Origin of the sequence: Thalassotalea sp. PP2-459, from assembly GCF_001913705.1 — a bacterium.
In the GTDB taxonomy this organism is placed as follows: Bacteria; Pseudomonadota; Gammaproteobacteria; order Enterobacterales; family Alteromonadaceae; genus Thalassotalea_C; species Thalassotalea_C hakodatensis.
On record NZ_MKQD01000065.1, the window covers coordinates 105,525 to 121,884 of the forward strand.

The 16,360-nt window shown below is 38.1% G+C and carries 12 protein-coding genes; 3 read left to right on the forward strand and 9 right to left on the reverse strand.

What is annotated here, in order from left to right; genetic code table 11:
- Nucleotides 1-111 precede the first annotated feature (111 nt).
- Nucleotides 112-2,250, forward strand: coding sequence for a winged helix-turn-helix domain-containing protein (locus BI291_RS15325; protein ID WP_074499638.1), 2,139 nt, complete (start codon nt 112-114; stop codon nt 2,248-2,250).
- On the opposite strand, the gene hemN is transcribed toward BI291_RS15325, so the two are convergent.
- The 6 genes from hemN to purU all read right to left on the reverse strand — a co-directional run bounded on the left by hemN (nt 2,243) and on the right by purU (nt 8,883).
- Nucleotides 2,243-3,613 carry an oxygen-independent coproporphyrinogen III oxidase gene (hemN, locus tag BI291_RS15330; protein WP_074499639.1) on the reverse strand — a complete coding sequence of 457 codons (1,371 nt, stop codon included), beginning with the start codon at nt 3,611-3,613 and terminating at the stop codon, nt 2,243-2,245. The two genes, BI291_RS15325 and hemN, sit on opposite strands and share 8 nt — an antisense overlap.
- 124 nt (nt 3,614-3,737) lie before the next feature.
- Nucleotides 3,738-4,247 carry a DUF2489 domain-containing protein gene (locus BI291_RS15335; protein ID WP_074499640.1) on the reverse strand — a complete coding sequence of 170 codons (510 nt, stop codon included), beginning with the start codon at nt 4,245-4,247 and terminating at the stop codon, nt 3,738-3,740.
- Between the two features lie 12 nt (nt 4,248-4,259).
- Nucleotides 4,260-4,835: a Der GTPase-activating protein YihI gene (gene yihI / locus BI291_RS15340; protein WP_074499641.1), complete on the reverse strand. Its 576-nt coding sequence runs from the start codon at nt 4,833-4,835 to the stop codon at nt 4,260-4,262.
- A 688-nt stretch (nt 4,836-5,523) separates the two neighbouring features.
- The gene (locus BI291_RS15345) at nt 5,524-6,054 is read right to left on the reverse strand and encodes a VOC family protein (protein WP_074499642.1); all 531 of its coding nucleotides are present in this window, start codon (nt 6,052-6,054) and stop codon (nt 5,524-5,526) included.
- A 118-nt stretch (nt 6,055-6,172) separates the two neighbouring features.
- On the reverse strand, nt 6,173-7,954 hold the full coding sequence (locus tag BI291_RS15350) for a M61 family metallopeptidase (protein WP_074499643.1): 1,782 nt from the start codon (nt 7,952-7,954) through the stop codon (nt 6,173-6,175).
- A gap of 68 nt (nt 7,955-8,022) precedes the next feature.
- The gene (purU, locus tag BI291_RS15355; protein WP_074499644.1) at nt 8,023-8,883 is read right to left on the reverse strand and encodes a formyltetrahydrofolate deformylase; all 861 of its coding nucleotides are present in this window, start codon (nt 8,881-8,883) and stop codon (nt 8,023-8,025) included.
- 275 nt (nt 8,884-9,158) lie between these two features.
- Here purU and BI291_RS15360 point away from each other — a divergent pair, with 275 nt between their 5' ends.
- A complete protein-coding gene (locus BI291_RS15360; RefSeq protein WP_175573139.1) occupies nt 9,159-11,042 on the forward strand; it encodes a methyl-accepting chemotaxis protein in 1,884 nt (627 codons plus the stop codon).
- 80 nt (nt 11,043-11,122) lie between these two features.
- On the opposite strand, the gene BI291_RS15365 is transcribed toward BI291_RS15360, so the two are convergent.
- Nucleotides 11,123-14,038: an ATP-binding protein gene (locus BI291_RS15365; protein ID WP_074499645.1), complete on the reverse strand. Its 2,916-nt coding sequence runs from the start codon at nt 14,036-14,038 to the stop codon at nt 11,123-11,125.
- 243 nt (nt 14,039-14,281) lie between these two features.
- Between BI291_RS15365 and BI291_RS15370 the strand changes: the two genes are divergently transcribed.
- On the forward strand, nt 14,282-14,719 hold the full coding sequence (locus BI291_RS15370) for an META domain-containing protein (protein ID WP_074499646.1): 438 nt from the start codon (nt 14,282-14,284) through the stop codon (nt 14,717-14,719).
- A 77-nt stretch (nt 14,720-14,796) separates the two neighbouring features.
- Here BI291_RS15370 and pyrE read toward each other — a convergent pair whose 3' ends face one another.
- Both pyrE and rph read right to left on the reverse strand, forming a co-directional pair.
- Entirely contained in the window at nt 14,797-15,438 is a 642-nt protein-coding gene (gene pyrE, locus BI291_RS15375) for an orotate phosphoribosyltransferase (RefSeq protein ID WP_074499647.1), read from the reverse strand.
- A gap of 11 nt (nt 15,439-15,449) precedes the next feature.
- Nucleotides 15,450-16,163 (reverse strand): ribonuclease PH, encoded by a 714-nt coding sequence (rph, locus tag BI291_RS15380; protein ID WP_074499648.1) that lies wholly within the window; start codon nt 16,161-16,163, stop codon nt 15,450-15,452.
- Between the last annotated feature and the right edge of the window lie 197 nt (nt 16,164-16,360).

The following is a 16,360-nucleotide window of genomic DNA, read 5'->3' on the forward strand; positions in this document are numbered from 1 at the left end:
ACTTGGTTTACAAAAAGTGTCGTGATTAAACCATGACTTTTGATGACTTTTCGTGACCAGCTAAGTGGTTTATGATAATTTACAATCACTTAACACGGTGTAGATACAACTATGCGCTGGCAAATAGCACACTTTATTTTTTGTGATCAACAACAGTCACTTGTCGATGAAAAACAGACATTACAGTTAGAGCCTATGGCAGTAGAGTTGTTGCGATATTTTTGTCAGCACCCAGATGTGATTATTAGTAAAGATGAGTTAATCACAAACGTATGGCTTGGAAGGCTTGTCAGTGATAATACGGTAAGTAAGCTGATTACAAAGCTGAGGAAAGCGTTTGCAGATAACCCGAGACAACCCCAATTTATCGCCACTTTTCCGAAAAAAGGCTATAAGTTTATTGCGACTGTCACAAGGATGGATGAGCAACAAACTACTAGAGAAACGACACCACAACCGACTGATAATATTTTAGAAGATTCTCCGTTACGAGTAATTCAGACAAACCCCCCTGTGGTTAATCATTCAGATAGCGAAGTGAATCATGCAGAGTTACTGCCAAATTCGAGGATAGCTAAGCCGAAGCGTCAGTTAATTATCATGTTATTGATGATTGCGTTTATAGTTGTGACTTACCTAATTTGGCCGGTAAACAATGAAGCGAGAATAACAACATCAGCTCAAGCATTAACCACAGATGCTGGTGATGAGCTTTTCCCTGAATTTTCACCAGACGGTACGCGGGTAGCCTATTTATCTAATATACAAGGTAATGTGTATTTAAGAATAAAACGAATTGTTGATGAAAAAGTGATCACGATTGATGATCATGGAGACATAGGTGTTGGCCCTGCAAGTTGGAATGATGACGGGACAAAACTGGCGTATTTAGTCGGAAATAGCAATCAATGCCAATATTTCATTCGAGAGATTAGTGGCTTGACGTTAGGAAAGCCAACACTCATTCATAATTGTACAGCTGGCAGTTTTGGCAAAATTTTATTTACCCATGATGATAAACGTTTAGTGTATGCTGAAAATAATGGCATCGGTACACCATATGCATTGTTTTCCATTCATAGTGAAACTGGTGAACAGAGGCTAGTAGCACAACCTGACATTTATTTAGGGGGGAATAGCCAGTTCGATTTGCACCCGACAGAAAATAAATTATTAATCTCATCTCCCGACCAACAACAATGGGAAGGTTTTTATCAGTTAGATATAGAACGCGATAAATTAACTTTTTTATTTAAACTAAACGCTTATGTTTGTTGTGCGATATGGAGCCATGATGGCAACCATGTCGTCATGATGGGCGAACACCCCGCTTATGAATTGATTCGTTATCGCTTAACGGGGAAAAAAGAAGGCGTTATTTATTCTGGCACACGTGTTATTCGTGCTCCAAGAAGGCACATTAATGGACAAGATTATTTGTTTTCAGCAGGTAATAAGAATATAGATATTGCGTTATTAGCGCTAGACACTAAACAACAAGTGATGATTGCTGACAGTTCGGTAAATGAGCAATTTTCTCGTTTTTCTCATCATTCGAATCAGGTTGCTTATATATCATTAGCGACTGGCCACGAAGAAGTATGGCTCACTGATCTTAATCGTTTAACTCGCCGTAAACTCACTCACTTTAATGATGATAGGCATTACTTAGATTTACGTTGGTCGCCTGATGACCGTTATTTAATGGCACTAACATTAAATGAAATTCACTTGATCTCGTTGGAAGATGGAACGTTTATTCGACTGAAAATACCTCAAAATGAAATTAGAGGGGTATCATTTAAGCGCAATAGTGTTATCGCTTACAGTGTTAAAGTCGATGAACGATGGCAAGTGCACTTTTATGACTTGAAAACAGATTCCGTATCTAAAGCTGAACGTCGTTGGCAGTATGTACATTTTAGTGATAAAGAACAAAATACTTTATGGCTAGACCAGCAACATCAACTATTCGTCGGGAATAAGAATAAGAAATTAGTGAACAATCTTGAGCTTGCTAACTATGTGATGAATGGACGTCAATTTAATTTGCGTAAAAGGGGCCTGTATTGGTATTGGTTTGATAGCAATAGGCAAGAGATTCTATCGCTGTTAAGTGAAAATGATAGTATACAACCACTGGTTAAAACACGTATTAGTGACTTTGATATTGCAGAGGGACAGCTAAGTTACAGCCAAGCCAATCAAAATAATGTTGATATTTATCAAACATACAAAGCGACTAAATAACACGGGAAAAGCGTTGTTGATTCAAATGCTGTTTCATATATACATCGAAACTCATGGCAATTATTCGAATTAATAATCGTGCCCGTTGATTAATGTTAATGCGTTGTCTTGTTATTGATACTAAATCATCGTTGATGAAACAGGCGAGTGTTTGTAATTCATCGGCAAAGTATTGATCAAAACAAATGGAAAATTGATTTTCGATAGCTGTTTTATCAATATACATATTACACATTAGTGACTTGATTACTTGGCCACGAATGACATCGTCTTGTGTTAATGTTAGCCCTTTAGTTATCGCTTGCCCTTGTACATCAATAGCACGGTAATATTGTTTTAATTCTTTTTCGTTTTGGCTATAGCTATTTCCAATAGCGCTGATTGAAGAGACACCTAGTCCGAGTAAATCGCAGCTACCCTGAGTGGTATATCCCTGAAAATTACGGTGTAAGGTGCCTTCGCGCTGCGCTATAGCCAGTTCATCATCAGGCTTAGCAAAGTGATCCATACCAATAAACTCATAACCATATTGACATAATCGTTCAATAGCTAATTTCATCAAGGCAAATTTTTCTTGTGCATTAGGTAACCACTCATCACGTAGTTTACGTTGAGCAGCGAAACGACTCGGCAGGTGTGCATAACTAAACAATGAAATGCGATCTACGCTCATTTCGTAGACTTTATCGATAGTCTTACTGAATGTTTCTGGTGTTTGATGTGGTAAGCCATAGATCAAATCAACATTTACTGAACGAAAGCCTAGCCGTTTTGCTCGCGCAATAATACTGGCAATAAAGTCGGTTGACTGCGTACGATTAATTGCTTGTTGTACTTTACCGTCAACATCTTGCACGCCAATGCTTAAACGATTAAAGCCTAATTCGTATAAATGATCGATTAACTCAAGATCAATTTCACGGGGGTCAATTTCAATGCTCATCTCAATGTCTTCTAAAAACGAAAATGCTTTTTTTAAATGATATACAAGAAAGCTCAATTGATTTTTAGTTAAAAAGCTTGGTGTGCCTCCACCCAAATGTAATTGTTTAACCTGATATTTTTGGAATAGCGGCGCTTTTGTTTTTAACTCTTTTATTAAATAATCAAGATAAATATCTGCTTTATCACGTTGTCTCGTAACCACTTTATTACAACCACAGTAGTAGCATAATGAGTGGCAAAACGGGATGTGAACATAAAGCGATAACGTATTATTCTTTGAGTTTTCTATCGCAGAAGCCAAATCAATAGCAGTAAAGTGATCATGAAATTCAAGCGCGGTTGGGTATGAAGTATAGCGCGGTCCACTGGTATTATATTTTCCCAGTAATGTTTGATCAAAATACAGTTCAGTTTGCATTAGTTTAGCCTTTACGATGTTTGACAGTCGAGTGTTCAAAAGGGGTAGAACACTCGTATTTTATCAATGCAGGTAAAAAACTTTTTGATCAAGCGCAAGCTTTACATATAAATGTGGTCAGTAACTATGCTGCGCTGTTAACTTCTTCGTTAAGGGTTGAAATACGTTCATTAGCGTATTGGTGTAACAGCTCGATATCTTGATGAATGCTTGGTTGTAATCGACTTTCTGCTTTCATTCTGACTAAGTCAAGTTTCATGCGTTCACGTTTTTCAAGCTTTTTACGTTCTTCAAGAATTGGCATGTGCTTAATTGCATTGTATAACTCAAAAATGCTTGGAAACTCACTAGCAAGTTTACTCGATGTTTTTAATGAGTCGAGTAATACGCTTAAACGCCAACAACCTTCTGATAACTCACATTGCTCCTCTTTCATTGCTCGGACAATGATCACAATACTATCGAGTATCTTCTTATCATGCGCACGCAACTTTTCTTGTTGTTGTTTTTGTGCACTTTGTTGCGCTTTTTTTTGCTGGTTTACTTGCTTTAATAACATGCCTGCATAAAAAGCAAGCGCTGCGATTATTAGGCCGCCAATAACGAATAATTCGAGCCAATATTGTTCAAACATAATGTTCCTGTGTTATTGATAATCTGAAAAATCTTGTTTATCGAGGGTATCCCATAAAGCGTCATCATCTTTTGGTGACTGATGGCTTTCTTCTTCCTCATCAGTTAAGCCAAGCTGCTCGCTGATGGCTTGGTGCTTATCCATTAACTGATTGTAGTAATCAATTTCTTGCTCAGTTAAGGCCATGTCTTGTTCTTGCTTACCAAGGATAACCTGTAAAGCTTCGTCTTGTTCGATATTGTTTAATTCTTTGTTAAGTTCAGCGGTGTTATCAACATGATTTACCTCGCGAATTGGTGCAACACGAGGTGATGACTCTGGCTTATATTTCGGTTTAGCCGCCGACGGTTCATTATCAGTTGTGCCTAACGCAATGGGTTTTTTACTGCCAATACGTGGGTCTTTATTATGCTGCGCTTGTTGCGGAGTATTTTTACTATCTCGAGCTTCTTGTTGTCGATTACCAGGCTTTTTGCCTTTTTGCTTTTTCGGTTTTTTATCTTTTAGCTCTGCAAGTTGTTGTTTTTCTTGCTTAGATAACCTTACTGGCGCGGCTGATGGTTTTCTAGATTTCTTTTTACGTGTCATAAGGCTTATGTTAACGATGAATATTACCCACTATTTTACTGTAGATTTACGCTTGAGGGTAATTATTCTGATGATAGAAAGAAAAAACGATGGCAATGCCATCGCTTTAGGAGAATTATTGTCATATAAACTCGACAAAATGCATGTTCCAATTTAGTGTGATCCGTTACTTTGGTAACAATCCCTGTATGTCTCTAACAGTGTTCCCGTTTATTATTACTAGCTTCCCTTGGTGTTTCTACTTATCGGTCATCCTGACTCTTTCTTAGGCTTTCCTTATTATCCTCCTGGACTTAATTGCCATCAATCCTGATGAGGATTAAACCATCCTTATTTTCAATAAAGTAATACTACAAAGAGTATTGTTTAGCTTCCTAATTGCGTGTTCAGTTCCATTTTGTATTTGGCTACCAACCAGTAGCTTCAATTACTTTACCGAATTAAATCTGTTAAGCAAGTGTTAAATTGGTTAAAAATACATCATTTTAAAGAAAACTCGTTAACTTAATGTTTTGCAAGAATATTAAAAATAGGATAGCTACCAGCAAAAAATATTAATGGCAAATGTCTTACACAGAAAGTAGAAACAAGAGTACAGAGGTGAAAATCATAGTATGGAGACATCAGAATTAAAAAGCGAGTAATGTTAACTACTCGCTTTTACTATCAAACCAATGCGTAGTGTCTTCTAATCGTGTTCATGCAACCACGCAGCATGATTAGGCGCACGTTTGGTTTCAGCCCATTCATCAATCATGGCATGCGCCACGTCATTTAGTTGTTTATATTGTTCAGGTGTACCGATATCAGCAGCGAGCTCTAATCGGTGGCCACTGGGATCAAAAAAGTAAATCGATTTAAATACACCGTGATGAACAGGGCCCAATACATCAACCCCTTTACTTTGTAAGCTTTCTTTTGCTGCAACTAAAGCATCTACATCGGCAACTTTAAGTGCTAAATGCTGCACCCAGGCCGGTGTATTTTCGTCTCTGCCCATATCATCGTTGTTAGGTAATTCAAAAAATGCCAACACATTGCCCATACCAGCATCTAAAAATATATGCATATAGGGATCAGGTGCTTTGGTAGATGGTACTTCATTTTCAGCAATGGCTAATACTAGGTCCATATTTAGCATTTCTTTGTACCACTGAACGGTTTCTTTGGCATCTTTACAGCGATATGCAACATGATGTACTTTTTCAATTTTGATCATAGCGACTTTCTCTTATATTCGAATAGCTTGATGATAAACCAAAAGTAACAAATGTTACTAATTGCGTTGGTATAATGTCTTTATCAGGGTGTCTTTTTTTATTTACACCCTATGTCAATTAACGGTTTATTGCTCGCCATTGCTGGCTTAATGCTTCATCTTTTACCGTTAAACTTACCCCAGTATCGGGTGAGTCAATAAAGCTAATATCGTTTGTTATTAATTGGTCGTCTCTGAATAAATGACAGTCAACGCGTTGATTCGCTGGTAAGTAACTTGCCAATTGTTGAATGCTTTTATCGGTGATTTTTAAATGATCAATGGCCACTAATACATCATTAACCGCGATACCTGCATTAGCTGCGGGCGAGTTTTCAATCACTTGAGTGATCTGCACACCAAGAGGAAGCGCTTTATAGTGTGCTCCTAAATATGGGGTATAGTTATGGTCTTCAGTGGTGTCGACACTATTAAGCTTGGAAAATTTACTTTTTGTGAAACTAATGCCAACGTTCGCTAATAACGGAGCTATATCTACCGGAGATTTTGCAGTTAACAATTGGGTGAACACTTCGCTGATATCTTCACCGCAAAGAATATTGGCGATGTTGATAAAATCTTCTTGCTCAGTGCCAATGCCTGGACGGCCGAAATGTATCCATAGCTCTCGCATTAATTGGTCGAGTGAATAGCGCTGGTTAGATTTTTCTCTTATCGTTAAATCGAGCCATAAGGCGATAATTGCGCCCTTAGTGTAATAACTGACGATATTATTAACGGCGTCTGGTCCTTGTTTATAAAATTTTGTCCAGGTATAAAAACTTGACTCTGTAACACTCTGTTTGAATTGACCATTGCCACGGTTGACGCGTGTAATCGCTTTGCTGAGTACTGTTAAGTAATCGTCAAAAGAGATAATACCGGCACGATAAAGTGAAAAATCATCGTAATAAGAGGTAATACCTTCGTAAGCCCAAAGCTGCTCGGTATAGCTTTCTTGATCTAATTGATAAGGTACAAAGGCTTTTGGTTTAATTCGACAAACATTCCATGCGTGGAAATACTCATGAGAACATAAGGATAGAAAGGTTTTATAGTCGTCACTGAGCTCGTCCTTTTGCTGAGGATTTGGTAAATCAAAACGACTTGCTTGTAAAATGGTTGAATTTTTATGTTCTAAACCACCAAAACCATTTTCTAACAAATGGGTGATAAACCAGTATTCTTTGAAAGGCGCTTCACCAAATAAATCAATATGATGCTGACAAAGTTTTGCAACATCTTCTGCCATACGCTCTGTGTCACCATAATGTTTGCTGGTAAATACCATATGGTGTGTAACACCTTCTACGTCAAACTCAATACTATCAAACTCGCCAATTGCAACCGGGCAATCGATTAATTCGGCGTAATTGTCAGCGATGTATTCACCAAAATGGTATTTTTCTGTGTTTTTAGCTCGTTGCATACCTGTGGCAGCACGCCAATGGGGCTGATTGGTAGGTGCTTCGATCACTAACTGACATGGGTCATCTTTTAAGTTATCAACGGCAAGAAACGTTGAACTACCGTTAAAAAAGCCTCGTTGATTATCTAAATAAGCTGTTCTGACCGATAAGTCGAAAGCGAAAACTTGATAACTAATCGTTATGTTGCCGGTACAGCGGGCAAGTTGCCAACGCTGCTTATCAAGTGCTGTGAGTTCAATTGATTGGTTTTGTGCATCAATCGCTGAAAGCGCGATAATATTTTTAGCAAAGTCTCTGATCATGTAACTGCCTGGAAGCCATGCAGGCAAAGACAAAAAGTAATCTTGATGTTGTTCAGCAGTAAAGGTTAGCGAAACATCGAATAAATGATGATTAACATGGTTAGCGGCAATACGATATTTTATAGTCATGAGATAAATTGCTAAAAGGTTTTAGCACCGTTATACCTAAAACCTTTAAAAGATCAATAAAACCGCGATTAATTTAAAATAACGGTTTTATCTTTGTTCAAACATACGCGTTGCTCAGCATGCATTTTTACCGCATGACTAAGTGCGGTAGCTTCTAAATCATGACCAGCATGTACCATTTGTTCTATGGTGTATGTATGGTTAATGGGCTTTACCTCTTGCACGATGATAGGGCCTTCGTCTAGATCCGCGGTAACATAATGTGCTGTTGCGCCGATCACTTTTACGCCACGAGTATGTGCCTGATGATATGGCCGTGCGCCTTTAAAACTGGGTAAAAAGGAATGATGAATATTAATCGCTTTACCACGAAGTTTCGTACACATATCATCCGACAATATTTGCATGTAGCGGGCTAAAATGAGTAAATCGCCGTGATATTGTTCGAAAATAGCCATCATTGCTGTTTCTTGTTCATGCTTTTTACCTGGCGTCATTGGCAGGTAATGGTAATCAATACCGTGCCAATCAACCAATGATTTGCACTCTATATGGTTAGAAACAACTGCTACAATATTGACGGGTAATGCGCCTGCTTTCCATTTCGTCAGCAAAGACACTAAACAATGGTCATCTTTCGACACCGCAATGACAACGTTGGGCACATTGCTTTTTTCACGCAAGCGATATTGTAAATTTAGTGGTGTAGCTAACTTTTCAATACCTTGAGCGAATTCCTCACTGCCAACCGTCATATGACGATCATCAAAGGCAATGCGTGAGAAAAATGTTTCAGTGTAAGGGTCACTGTATTGAGACGTTTCAGTGATAAACGCACCATGTTCAAATAAATTTTGTGCGACTTGCGCGAGTACCCCTGTCGTATCAGGACATTGCCAAGTCAGTATGTAATGGTTAGCGCTGCTCATATTACCTCCGTGCTGCATGAGTAATTAGTGTGCCAGTTTTTATTTAGCTTGTATCAGAACTTTTTGTTGTTTGGCTAGAAATACTCGGCATAAGAAGGGAGTAACTTTTGTTCATTAAGTTAGGCTAAGTATGGATTATTTAGTTTACAGATAATTTTTTATATCTATTTTTCAATTAGATAGCTTTCTATAGATGAAATTTTTTACATTGGACATTTTATCAAGCAATGGTAAGGTACTATGGTTGCTTAATAATAATAACAAGAGAATTAATTGTGTTTCCTTTAAAATTTGCCCATAAAATTATTGCTGTCACGGTATTTTTATTAATTTTAGCGTTAGCAGTATCAACCTCGATTAATTACTTTTCACTTAAACAAGATACAGAAGATAACTTAAATCGAGCCATCGATGAGATCGGCCATTCAGTTTCTGGAAATATTGCGAATTGGCTTAACGGTCGTTTGCAAATCATTGAAGCGATAGCCGAAAACGCAACGTCAGATGACGACACCGAGACTATGTTAACCGCAGTGCAACAAGCAGTTAAGGCTGGAGATTTAAAAAATACTTATATAGGTGTCGAGAAAACAGGGCAATTTATTCTTGATGATTTAACCATCGAACTTCCTGCCGGTTTCGACGCTCGTCAACGTCCATGGTATTTATTAGCAAAATCACAAAGTACACCTTCGTTTACTGAAACATACTTAGATGCCACCATAAACCAACAAGTGATTTCTGCGGTAGCGCCAATTGTAGAAAGTGGTGCGTTTATTGGTGCTGCAGGTGGGGATATTTTTCTCAGCGACATTGCTGAAATACTTAATATGATTGACTTCTTAGATTTAGGTTATGCGTATTTAACTACTGCAGACGGTAAAATATTAAGCCACCCTAACAGTGAAATGATTAATAAGTCTGTGAAAGAGCTACTTGACCTTCCTTCCTTACCTGCTTTTAACAGCATACTTCATGAATTTGGCGATAATATTGTCTCGTTTATTCCTATCGAAGGTGTGGCGTCTGTTAAGTGGTATGTGGGTGTGGTGTTGGATCGCGAAAAAGCCTATAAGCCGTTAATTTCATCACGTAATTCAGCCATTATTGTCGGCATTGCTAGCTTGATTATTTCAGTGTTGTTATTGCATTTCTTATTTAATCATTTAATGAAGCCTATCTATCGCTTAAATGATGCTATCAAGGATATTTCGGAAGGTGATGGTGATTTAACACAGCGACTTTCTGTTGATAGCCAAGATGAAATTGGTCAACTATCAGCAAACTTTAATAATTTTATTGCAACTGTGCATGAAACTATGCAGCGAGTGCATAGCTCTGCTGGCAGTCTTGAACAGCATATTGAACAAGTTAGAAGCAGTGCACATTTCGGTATTGATATGGCACAACAGCAACTTAGTAGAGGGACGAATGTATCGAGTGCGATGACAGAGTTGAACAGTTCTTCTGGAGAGATATCGATTAACGCAGGTAACGCATCTGATTTGGCTTCAGCAATGCGCCAGCAATCTCAACAAGGCATGGAAGCACTCAATGAAAATATTCGTTCTATACAAGCATTATCAAACACGATGGAAAGCTCTAGCGGTGATGTAGAAAAATTACGCGCCGAAGCGAAAAACATTGCCAGTATTTTAGATGTGATCATGGGTGTGAGCTCACAAACAAATTTATTAGCACTTAATGCGGCGATAGAAGCAGCGCGTGCAGGTGAAGCCGGACGAGGCTTTGCGGTTGTTGCCGATGAAGTGCGTCAATTAGCTCAACGCACACAAGAAGCGGCGACTGAAATTGAAAACATGATAGAAACCTTACAGCAAGGCACTGTATCTGTAGTGAGTTCGATGGAACAAAGTCAACAAAACAGTAGTTCCAGCGTAGAAAAAGCGAACATTGCTGATGAACGTATGCAAGCAATCGTTAATTCATTACAAAATGTTGATAATGAGAACCATGCTGTTGCCGAGGCAACCAAACAACAAAGTGATGTTATCAAGTCGATTGATGAGGACATTTTGCAGTTAATGGAATTAAATAAGCAAGGTGAAGAATATCTTCAACAGACGCATCAAGCATGTGACAGTTTGCAAGCTGAGTTTAGTAGTTTAAATGCACTTGTTGGTAAGTTTAAAGTCTAATAGATTGGCTGTTAACCCAAAATCAACCCTTTTAGTATCTATTGTTTAAAGTGAGTGAACTTTGGATTTTTTGATTGTAGTTAATCACCCTTTTGCATTTCTATCTTCATTGCTTGTAGTGCCCGATAAGCATGGTTCATTTTATTGGTGATTTCTTCTTGTGGACAAGGTTTTGCCATATAATCATTGAAACCTGCATTTAAACACTTCTCTGCAGCACCACTTAGTGCATCAGCAGTCACAGCAATTAACCAAATAGGATGATTGTTATGTTGATTAATCGCTTTAACTAGCTCAAAGCCATCCATATTTGGCATATGACAATCAGAAATAATTATGTCGTAGGGGGATTTTTTATGCTTTTCGAGTGCTTGAACGCCGTCGTAGGCGATGTCAGCTTCTATACCTAAACGAGAAAGTTGTGCGCAAAGTACCTTAACATTCACTAAATTATCTTCTGCAACGAGTACTTTGAGATCACTAAACCTATTATCTGTAGGTTCATTGACTACTCGGCTATTTTTACGCCTGTCTTTAGTTTCACGTTTAAATTTTGCCTGTTTTAAACATAAGGTAAAATAGAATTCACTTCCTTCTCCAGGCGTAGACTCTACGGCTATTTCACCGTTCATTGAGGCGATGATTTCTTTGCAGATACTGAGTCCTAAACCAGTGCCGCCAAATTTTCGGGTAATATCAGTATCTGCCTGAGTAAAAGGAGAAAATAACAAGCGTTGGTTTTGCTCAGAAATACCAATGCCTGTATCTTTAACAGAGATGCGTATCTGATCATAAATATCTATTTCTTGAACATCTTGCGCAATTTGTTCAACTGCGACAGTAATGCAGCCTTTTTCAGTGAACTTTATCGCGTTACTGATCAAATTGTTTAGTACTTGATTTAATCGAGTCGGATCAGTGAAGTAACTATGAGTAATGTTTTCATCAATATTCAACTTCAAACGTAAATTTCTTTCAGTCTTAATATGATGGAAGCTTTTTAATAAGTTCTTTGCCAATAAATGTAGATTAACAGGCACTGATTCTAAGGTGAGTTTACCTGCGTCCATTTTGGAAAAATCAAGTACGTCGTTTAATAATGCTAATAAGTGCCGTGCTGAGCCTTCTAAGGTATCAAGTAACTCGCTTTGTTCCTTATTTAAAGCAGTAAAAGAGAGTGCTTCTGCCATACCAAGTACACCATTCATTGGAGTGCGTATTTCATGACTCATTCTTGCGAGAAAATTAATTTTAGCTTGTGCAGAACGTTCTGCTTCAGCTCTTGCTGCTTCGGCAATAGCTAGTGCATGTTCAATTTTCTTTTGTGCGATTTTACGTACTTGTAGTTGTCGGAAATACACCCAAAAAATAATCAACGCGATTAATAAAATGGCAAAAAAAACATAACTTGCCTGACGGTAAGCATCAGCCACTTTCCCTTGCACATCAGCGATAGGAAAAGCGGTTTGGCTCCACTTATTGTAAAGCGTGTCTAATTCATCGGCGGATATTTCATTTAATGATTTATTGATTAAAGAGATCAACATATGGTTTTGTGGCGTAGTGGCAAATGCAATTTGGGCATCGGGGCGAAAATCTGATAATGGAATTGAGGTTAAATTAGCATGTCCATGTTGCTTTATCGTTGCGGCAGCCAATAGTGAGCGACCGATGAATAAACTTGTTTCACCTTTGGCAACTGATGCAATAGCATCATCTATCGTTCTATAAGTGATAAACTTTGCTTTAGGAAAGTGATCTATTATGGCTTGCGATATAGCAAACATTTCAACTAAGGCAATGGTGTGGTTATTTGCGTCAGTCAGTTGAGTAAACTCTGAAATATCTGGATTATAAATACCACTATAATGCGCATCAAGAAATGGTTGACTGAATATGTAGCGCTTTGATAATTCTTCATCAATCTCAAAAAATGGAAATAACTGTGTTGTATTATTATTAACGCTTTTAAATACACCCAAATAATTTTCATACCTAACGGGTTTAAATACAATACCTAATTTCTTTGAAATCATATTAAGTAAATCAATTGAATAGCCACGATCGGTTATATTGGCGTGATTACGCGTAATAATAAAAGGAGAAATCCCCGTTTTAGGCACTGGTATGTGAATGGTGTTATGGTTAATAATAAAGTGCTTTTCAGCTTCAGTCAGCGGTGTGACATAACTGCCTAACAATAATGAGAAGTTACTCGGTTCTGTTAAAAGGTATTTTTCACTCCAAATGTCAGCTTGAGCAAGGCTTATTTGACGAATACTATCGTTAATAATATACATGAGTTGGCGATCAGCTTTCCGCGTTGCAAAGTGCAACGTCATCTCAGGTACTTCATTTTGATTCACATAAAACGTTTCATTAATTTTGTGTTCCTCTAGCGCCTTCTCTAACATCCAAGGGTGAATAGAGTAAAGTACATCAAATTTCTGATATTGTTTCACTAATGCATCAACGTTATCAAAGTAGGTAATGTTAATATGCTCAGGTAAATAGTTTAGCGCGGCATGGCTAGGATCATGAATGGCGACGTGTGTGTTTTTCTTTAGCTTTTTATATTGATTACGAAACACGCGTTGCTTAAATTTTGCATAGGGAATGCTGTATAAAAACGCTGATAATTTGGGTTCAAGGATATTAATCGCAATAATATCTATTGTGTTGTTGTTGAGTTGTTCCATTGCTTCTTTGCCAGAAAGCATGGAAAATTGCACCTGTTTTTGGTGATCTAAAGCCCATATTTGCCAGAACTCTTTGAGAAAAGCTATTAATGCTTGCATGCGTTCTTGTGATGCTGAATCAATACTTTTTTGGTCAGGTAATGCGATTCTAATGGTTTTTCGTTGCGATAATGGTTGTGCTTCTTCTAAGTAGGTAGCGCCTACTTTTATGGGGAATATCAAAGTTGTAAGCAATAAAATGGTTACGTTAAGGCGAAGCGATGTGCACCAATGATATTTGTCCTTAAATTTGAACACATATATCCTTAAATTTTCACGAAATGATAAATACAATAAATGTAGTACGTTAACCATATGGGATCAGCTAAATTCTAGCAAATATTATTTGTGGTAAAACGTTAAACCAAAGTTATAGCGATATGGCAAAAGTAAATGCGGTTAGACATTAGTCGTAATTTCACGGGTTTCCAGCGATTTTGTCATAAATGTTTTCACCAGACGGCTACAATACGCAATATATTCTATTTTTTGAGAGATGTTATGTTTATTAGTCGCGCATTTGCAGTATTCTTTTTGGTCTTTACACTTTCAGCTTGTCAGCAAGAACAACGTGACGGAAACCTTAGTTTACCGGTTGAAACGTTGAAAAATGTTCGATGGCAACTTGAATCAGCAGAAGGTTTTTCATTGCCAAATAAAACAGAACTTATACCGTTTATAGAGTTTATCGAAACAGGAAAGGTATCAGGTTTTTCAGGTTGTAATCGTTTTCAAGGCAGCGTGAACATAGATGATTCGACGATACAATTTGCACCACTTGCTATGAGCAAACGATTTTGCATGGAAACGGCTGAGGTTGAGTCGTTATTTGTGCAAGCGCTTGAACAAGTAGCCAAAGGTCATATCACCGAGAATACACTCATGTTTTATGATCAAAACGATAAGGTAGTATTAACCTTTGTTGGTCAGTCACGATGAAATACTTCAAATTAACCTAATACTAAAAAGCCAGCAATTAATGCTGGCTTTGTTAGAACAGTGATTGAAGCTAGAAGTTAAATTCCGTACTGCTCACGGTACGCTTTAATCGCGTTTAAACTTTCTTCTTGCCCTGTTTGTTCTTCTAAGAATTGAATCAAATCACCTAAGGTTACAATTGAGATAACTTGTGTAGAAAAATCACGCTCAACTTCCTGAATAGCTGATAGTTCTCCGTTACCCTTTTCTTGGCGATCTAGGGCAATTAATACACCTGACAATTCAGCGCCATGTGTTTTGATAATTTCCATCGATTCACGTATCGCGGTGCCAGCGGTAATAACGTCATCAACCAACATAACTTTACCTTGCAGTGGTGATCCCACCAAACTGCCACCTTCACCATGTGTTTTTGCTTCTTTTCGGTTAAAGCAATAGGGAACGTCTTGACCGTGATGATCAGCCAACGCTACGGCAGTTGTTGTGGCAATTGGAATACCTTTATACGCAGGGCCAAATAATAAATTATATTCAATATTGGCATCTGCAAGTGCTGAGGCATAAAAACGACCTAAACGAGCCAAATCTCTGCCCGTGTTAAACAGGCCAGCATTAAAAAAATAAGGGCTTGTTCGACCAGACTTTAGGGTAAATTCGCCAAAGCGTAATACCTGCTTTTCTAAGGCGAATTCAATAAATTCACGTTGGTAATCTTTCATCAACGTTCTCCTTAACTTAATGCCGCTTTTTGAGCATCAAAAAGCTCACTGGTTGCATGTTTAGCTAACGTCATCATCTGTTGCATTTCTTCAAAAGAGAAAGGTTCTTCTTCGGCTGTGCCTTGTACTTCAATTAACTTGCCAGTATCCGACATAACAACATTCATGTCTGTATCTGCTGCAGAATCTTCTGGGTAATCTAAATCTGCTACAGGTTCACCTTGATATATACCAACAGAAATAGCGGCAATCATGTGTTTTAAGGGATTTGTGCTAATAATATCTTTAGCGCGCATATAATTTAGTGCATCAACTAAAGCAACACAAGCGCCTGTGATAGATGCAGTACGTGTGCCGCCATCGGCTTGAATAACGTCACAGTCAACGGTAATGGTATTTTCGCCAAGTGCTTGTAAATCAACCGCAGCACGTAAAGAACGAGCAATTAATCGAGAAATTTCTAAGGTTCTACCACTTTGCTTGCCGCTTGCCGCTTCACGGCGCATACGTGTATGTGTAGAGCGCGGTAACATGCCATACTCAGCAGTAACCCAACCTTTGCCTTGACCTTTAAGAAAACGAGGAACGCCTTCATCGACAGAAGCGGTACAAATTACTTTGGTATCGCCAAATTCAATAAGAATCGAGCCTTCAGCATGGGCTGTGAATTGGCGTGTAATTGAGACCGGTCGAATTTGGCCGGGAGTTCTTCCACTAGGACGCATAGATTATTTCCTGTTTGATCGAATGACGCGGCAATTATATGTGTTAGTGATACATTTTGACACCGTAATTAGTGAGTAATTACAACAAATTTTGCATTCAAGCAACTTAATTGCGAAAGCGAGGGGAACACGCTAGCATCAATTAATGAAAGAAAGCTAAGGAAGCTGAGGTCTTAATGATTATTGATGTGATAAAA

Coding starts and splice junctions, on each gene's coding strand:
- BI291_RS15345 (WP_074499642.1), bottom strand. CDS start 6,054: ATGATCAAAATTGAAAAAGTACATCATGTTGCATATCGCTGTAAAGAT.
- yihI (WP_074499641.1), bottom strand. CDS start 4,835: ATGACACGTAAAAAGAAATCTAGAAAACCATCAGCCGCGCCAGTAAGG.
- rph (WP_074499648.1), bottom strand. CDS start 16,163: ATGCGTCCTAGTGGAAGAACTCCCGGCCAAATTCGACCGGTCTCAATT.
- BI291_RS15370 (WP_074499646.1), top strand. CDS start 14,282: ATGTTTATTAGTCGCGCATTTGCAGTATTCTTTTTGGTCTTTACACTT.
- BI291_RS15350 (WP_074499643.1), bottom strand. CDS start 7,954: ATGACTATAAAATATCGTATTGCCGCTAACCATGTTAATCATCATTTA.
- pyrE (WP_074499647.1), bottom strand. CDS start 15,438: ATGAAAGATTACCAACGTGAATTTATTGAATTCGCCTTAGAAAAGCAG.
- BI291_RS15335 (WP_074499640.1), bottom strand. CDS start 4,247: ATGTTTGAACAATATTGGCTCGAATTATTCGTTATTGGCGGCCTAATA.
- BI291_RS15325 (WP_074499638.1), top strand. CDS start 112: ATGCGCTGGCAAATAGCACACTTTATTTTTTGTGATCAACAACAGTCA.
- hemN (WP_074499639.1), bottom strand. CDS start 3,613: ATGCAAACTGAACTGTATTTTGATCAAACATTACTGGGAAAATATAAT.
- purU (WP_074499644.1), bottom strand. CDS start 8,883: ATGAGCAGCGCTAACCATTACATACTGACTTGGCAATGTCCTGATACG.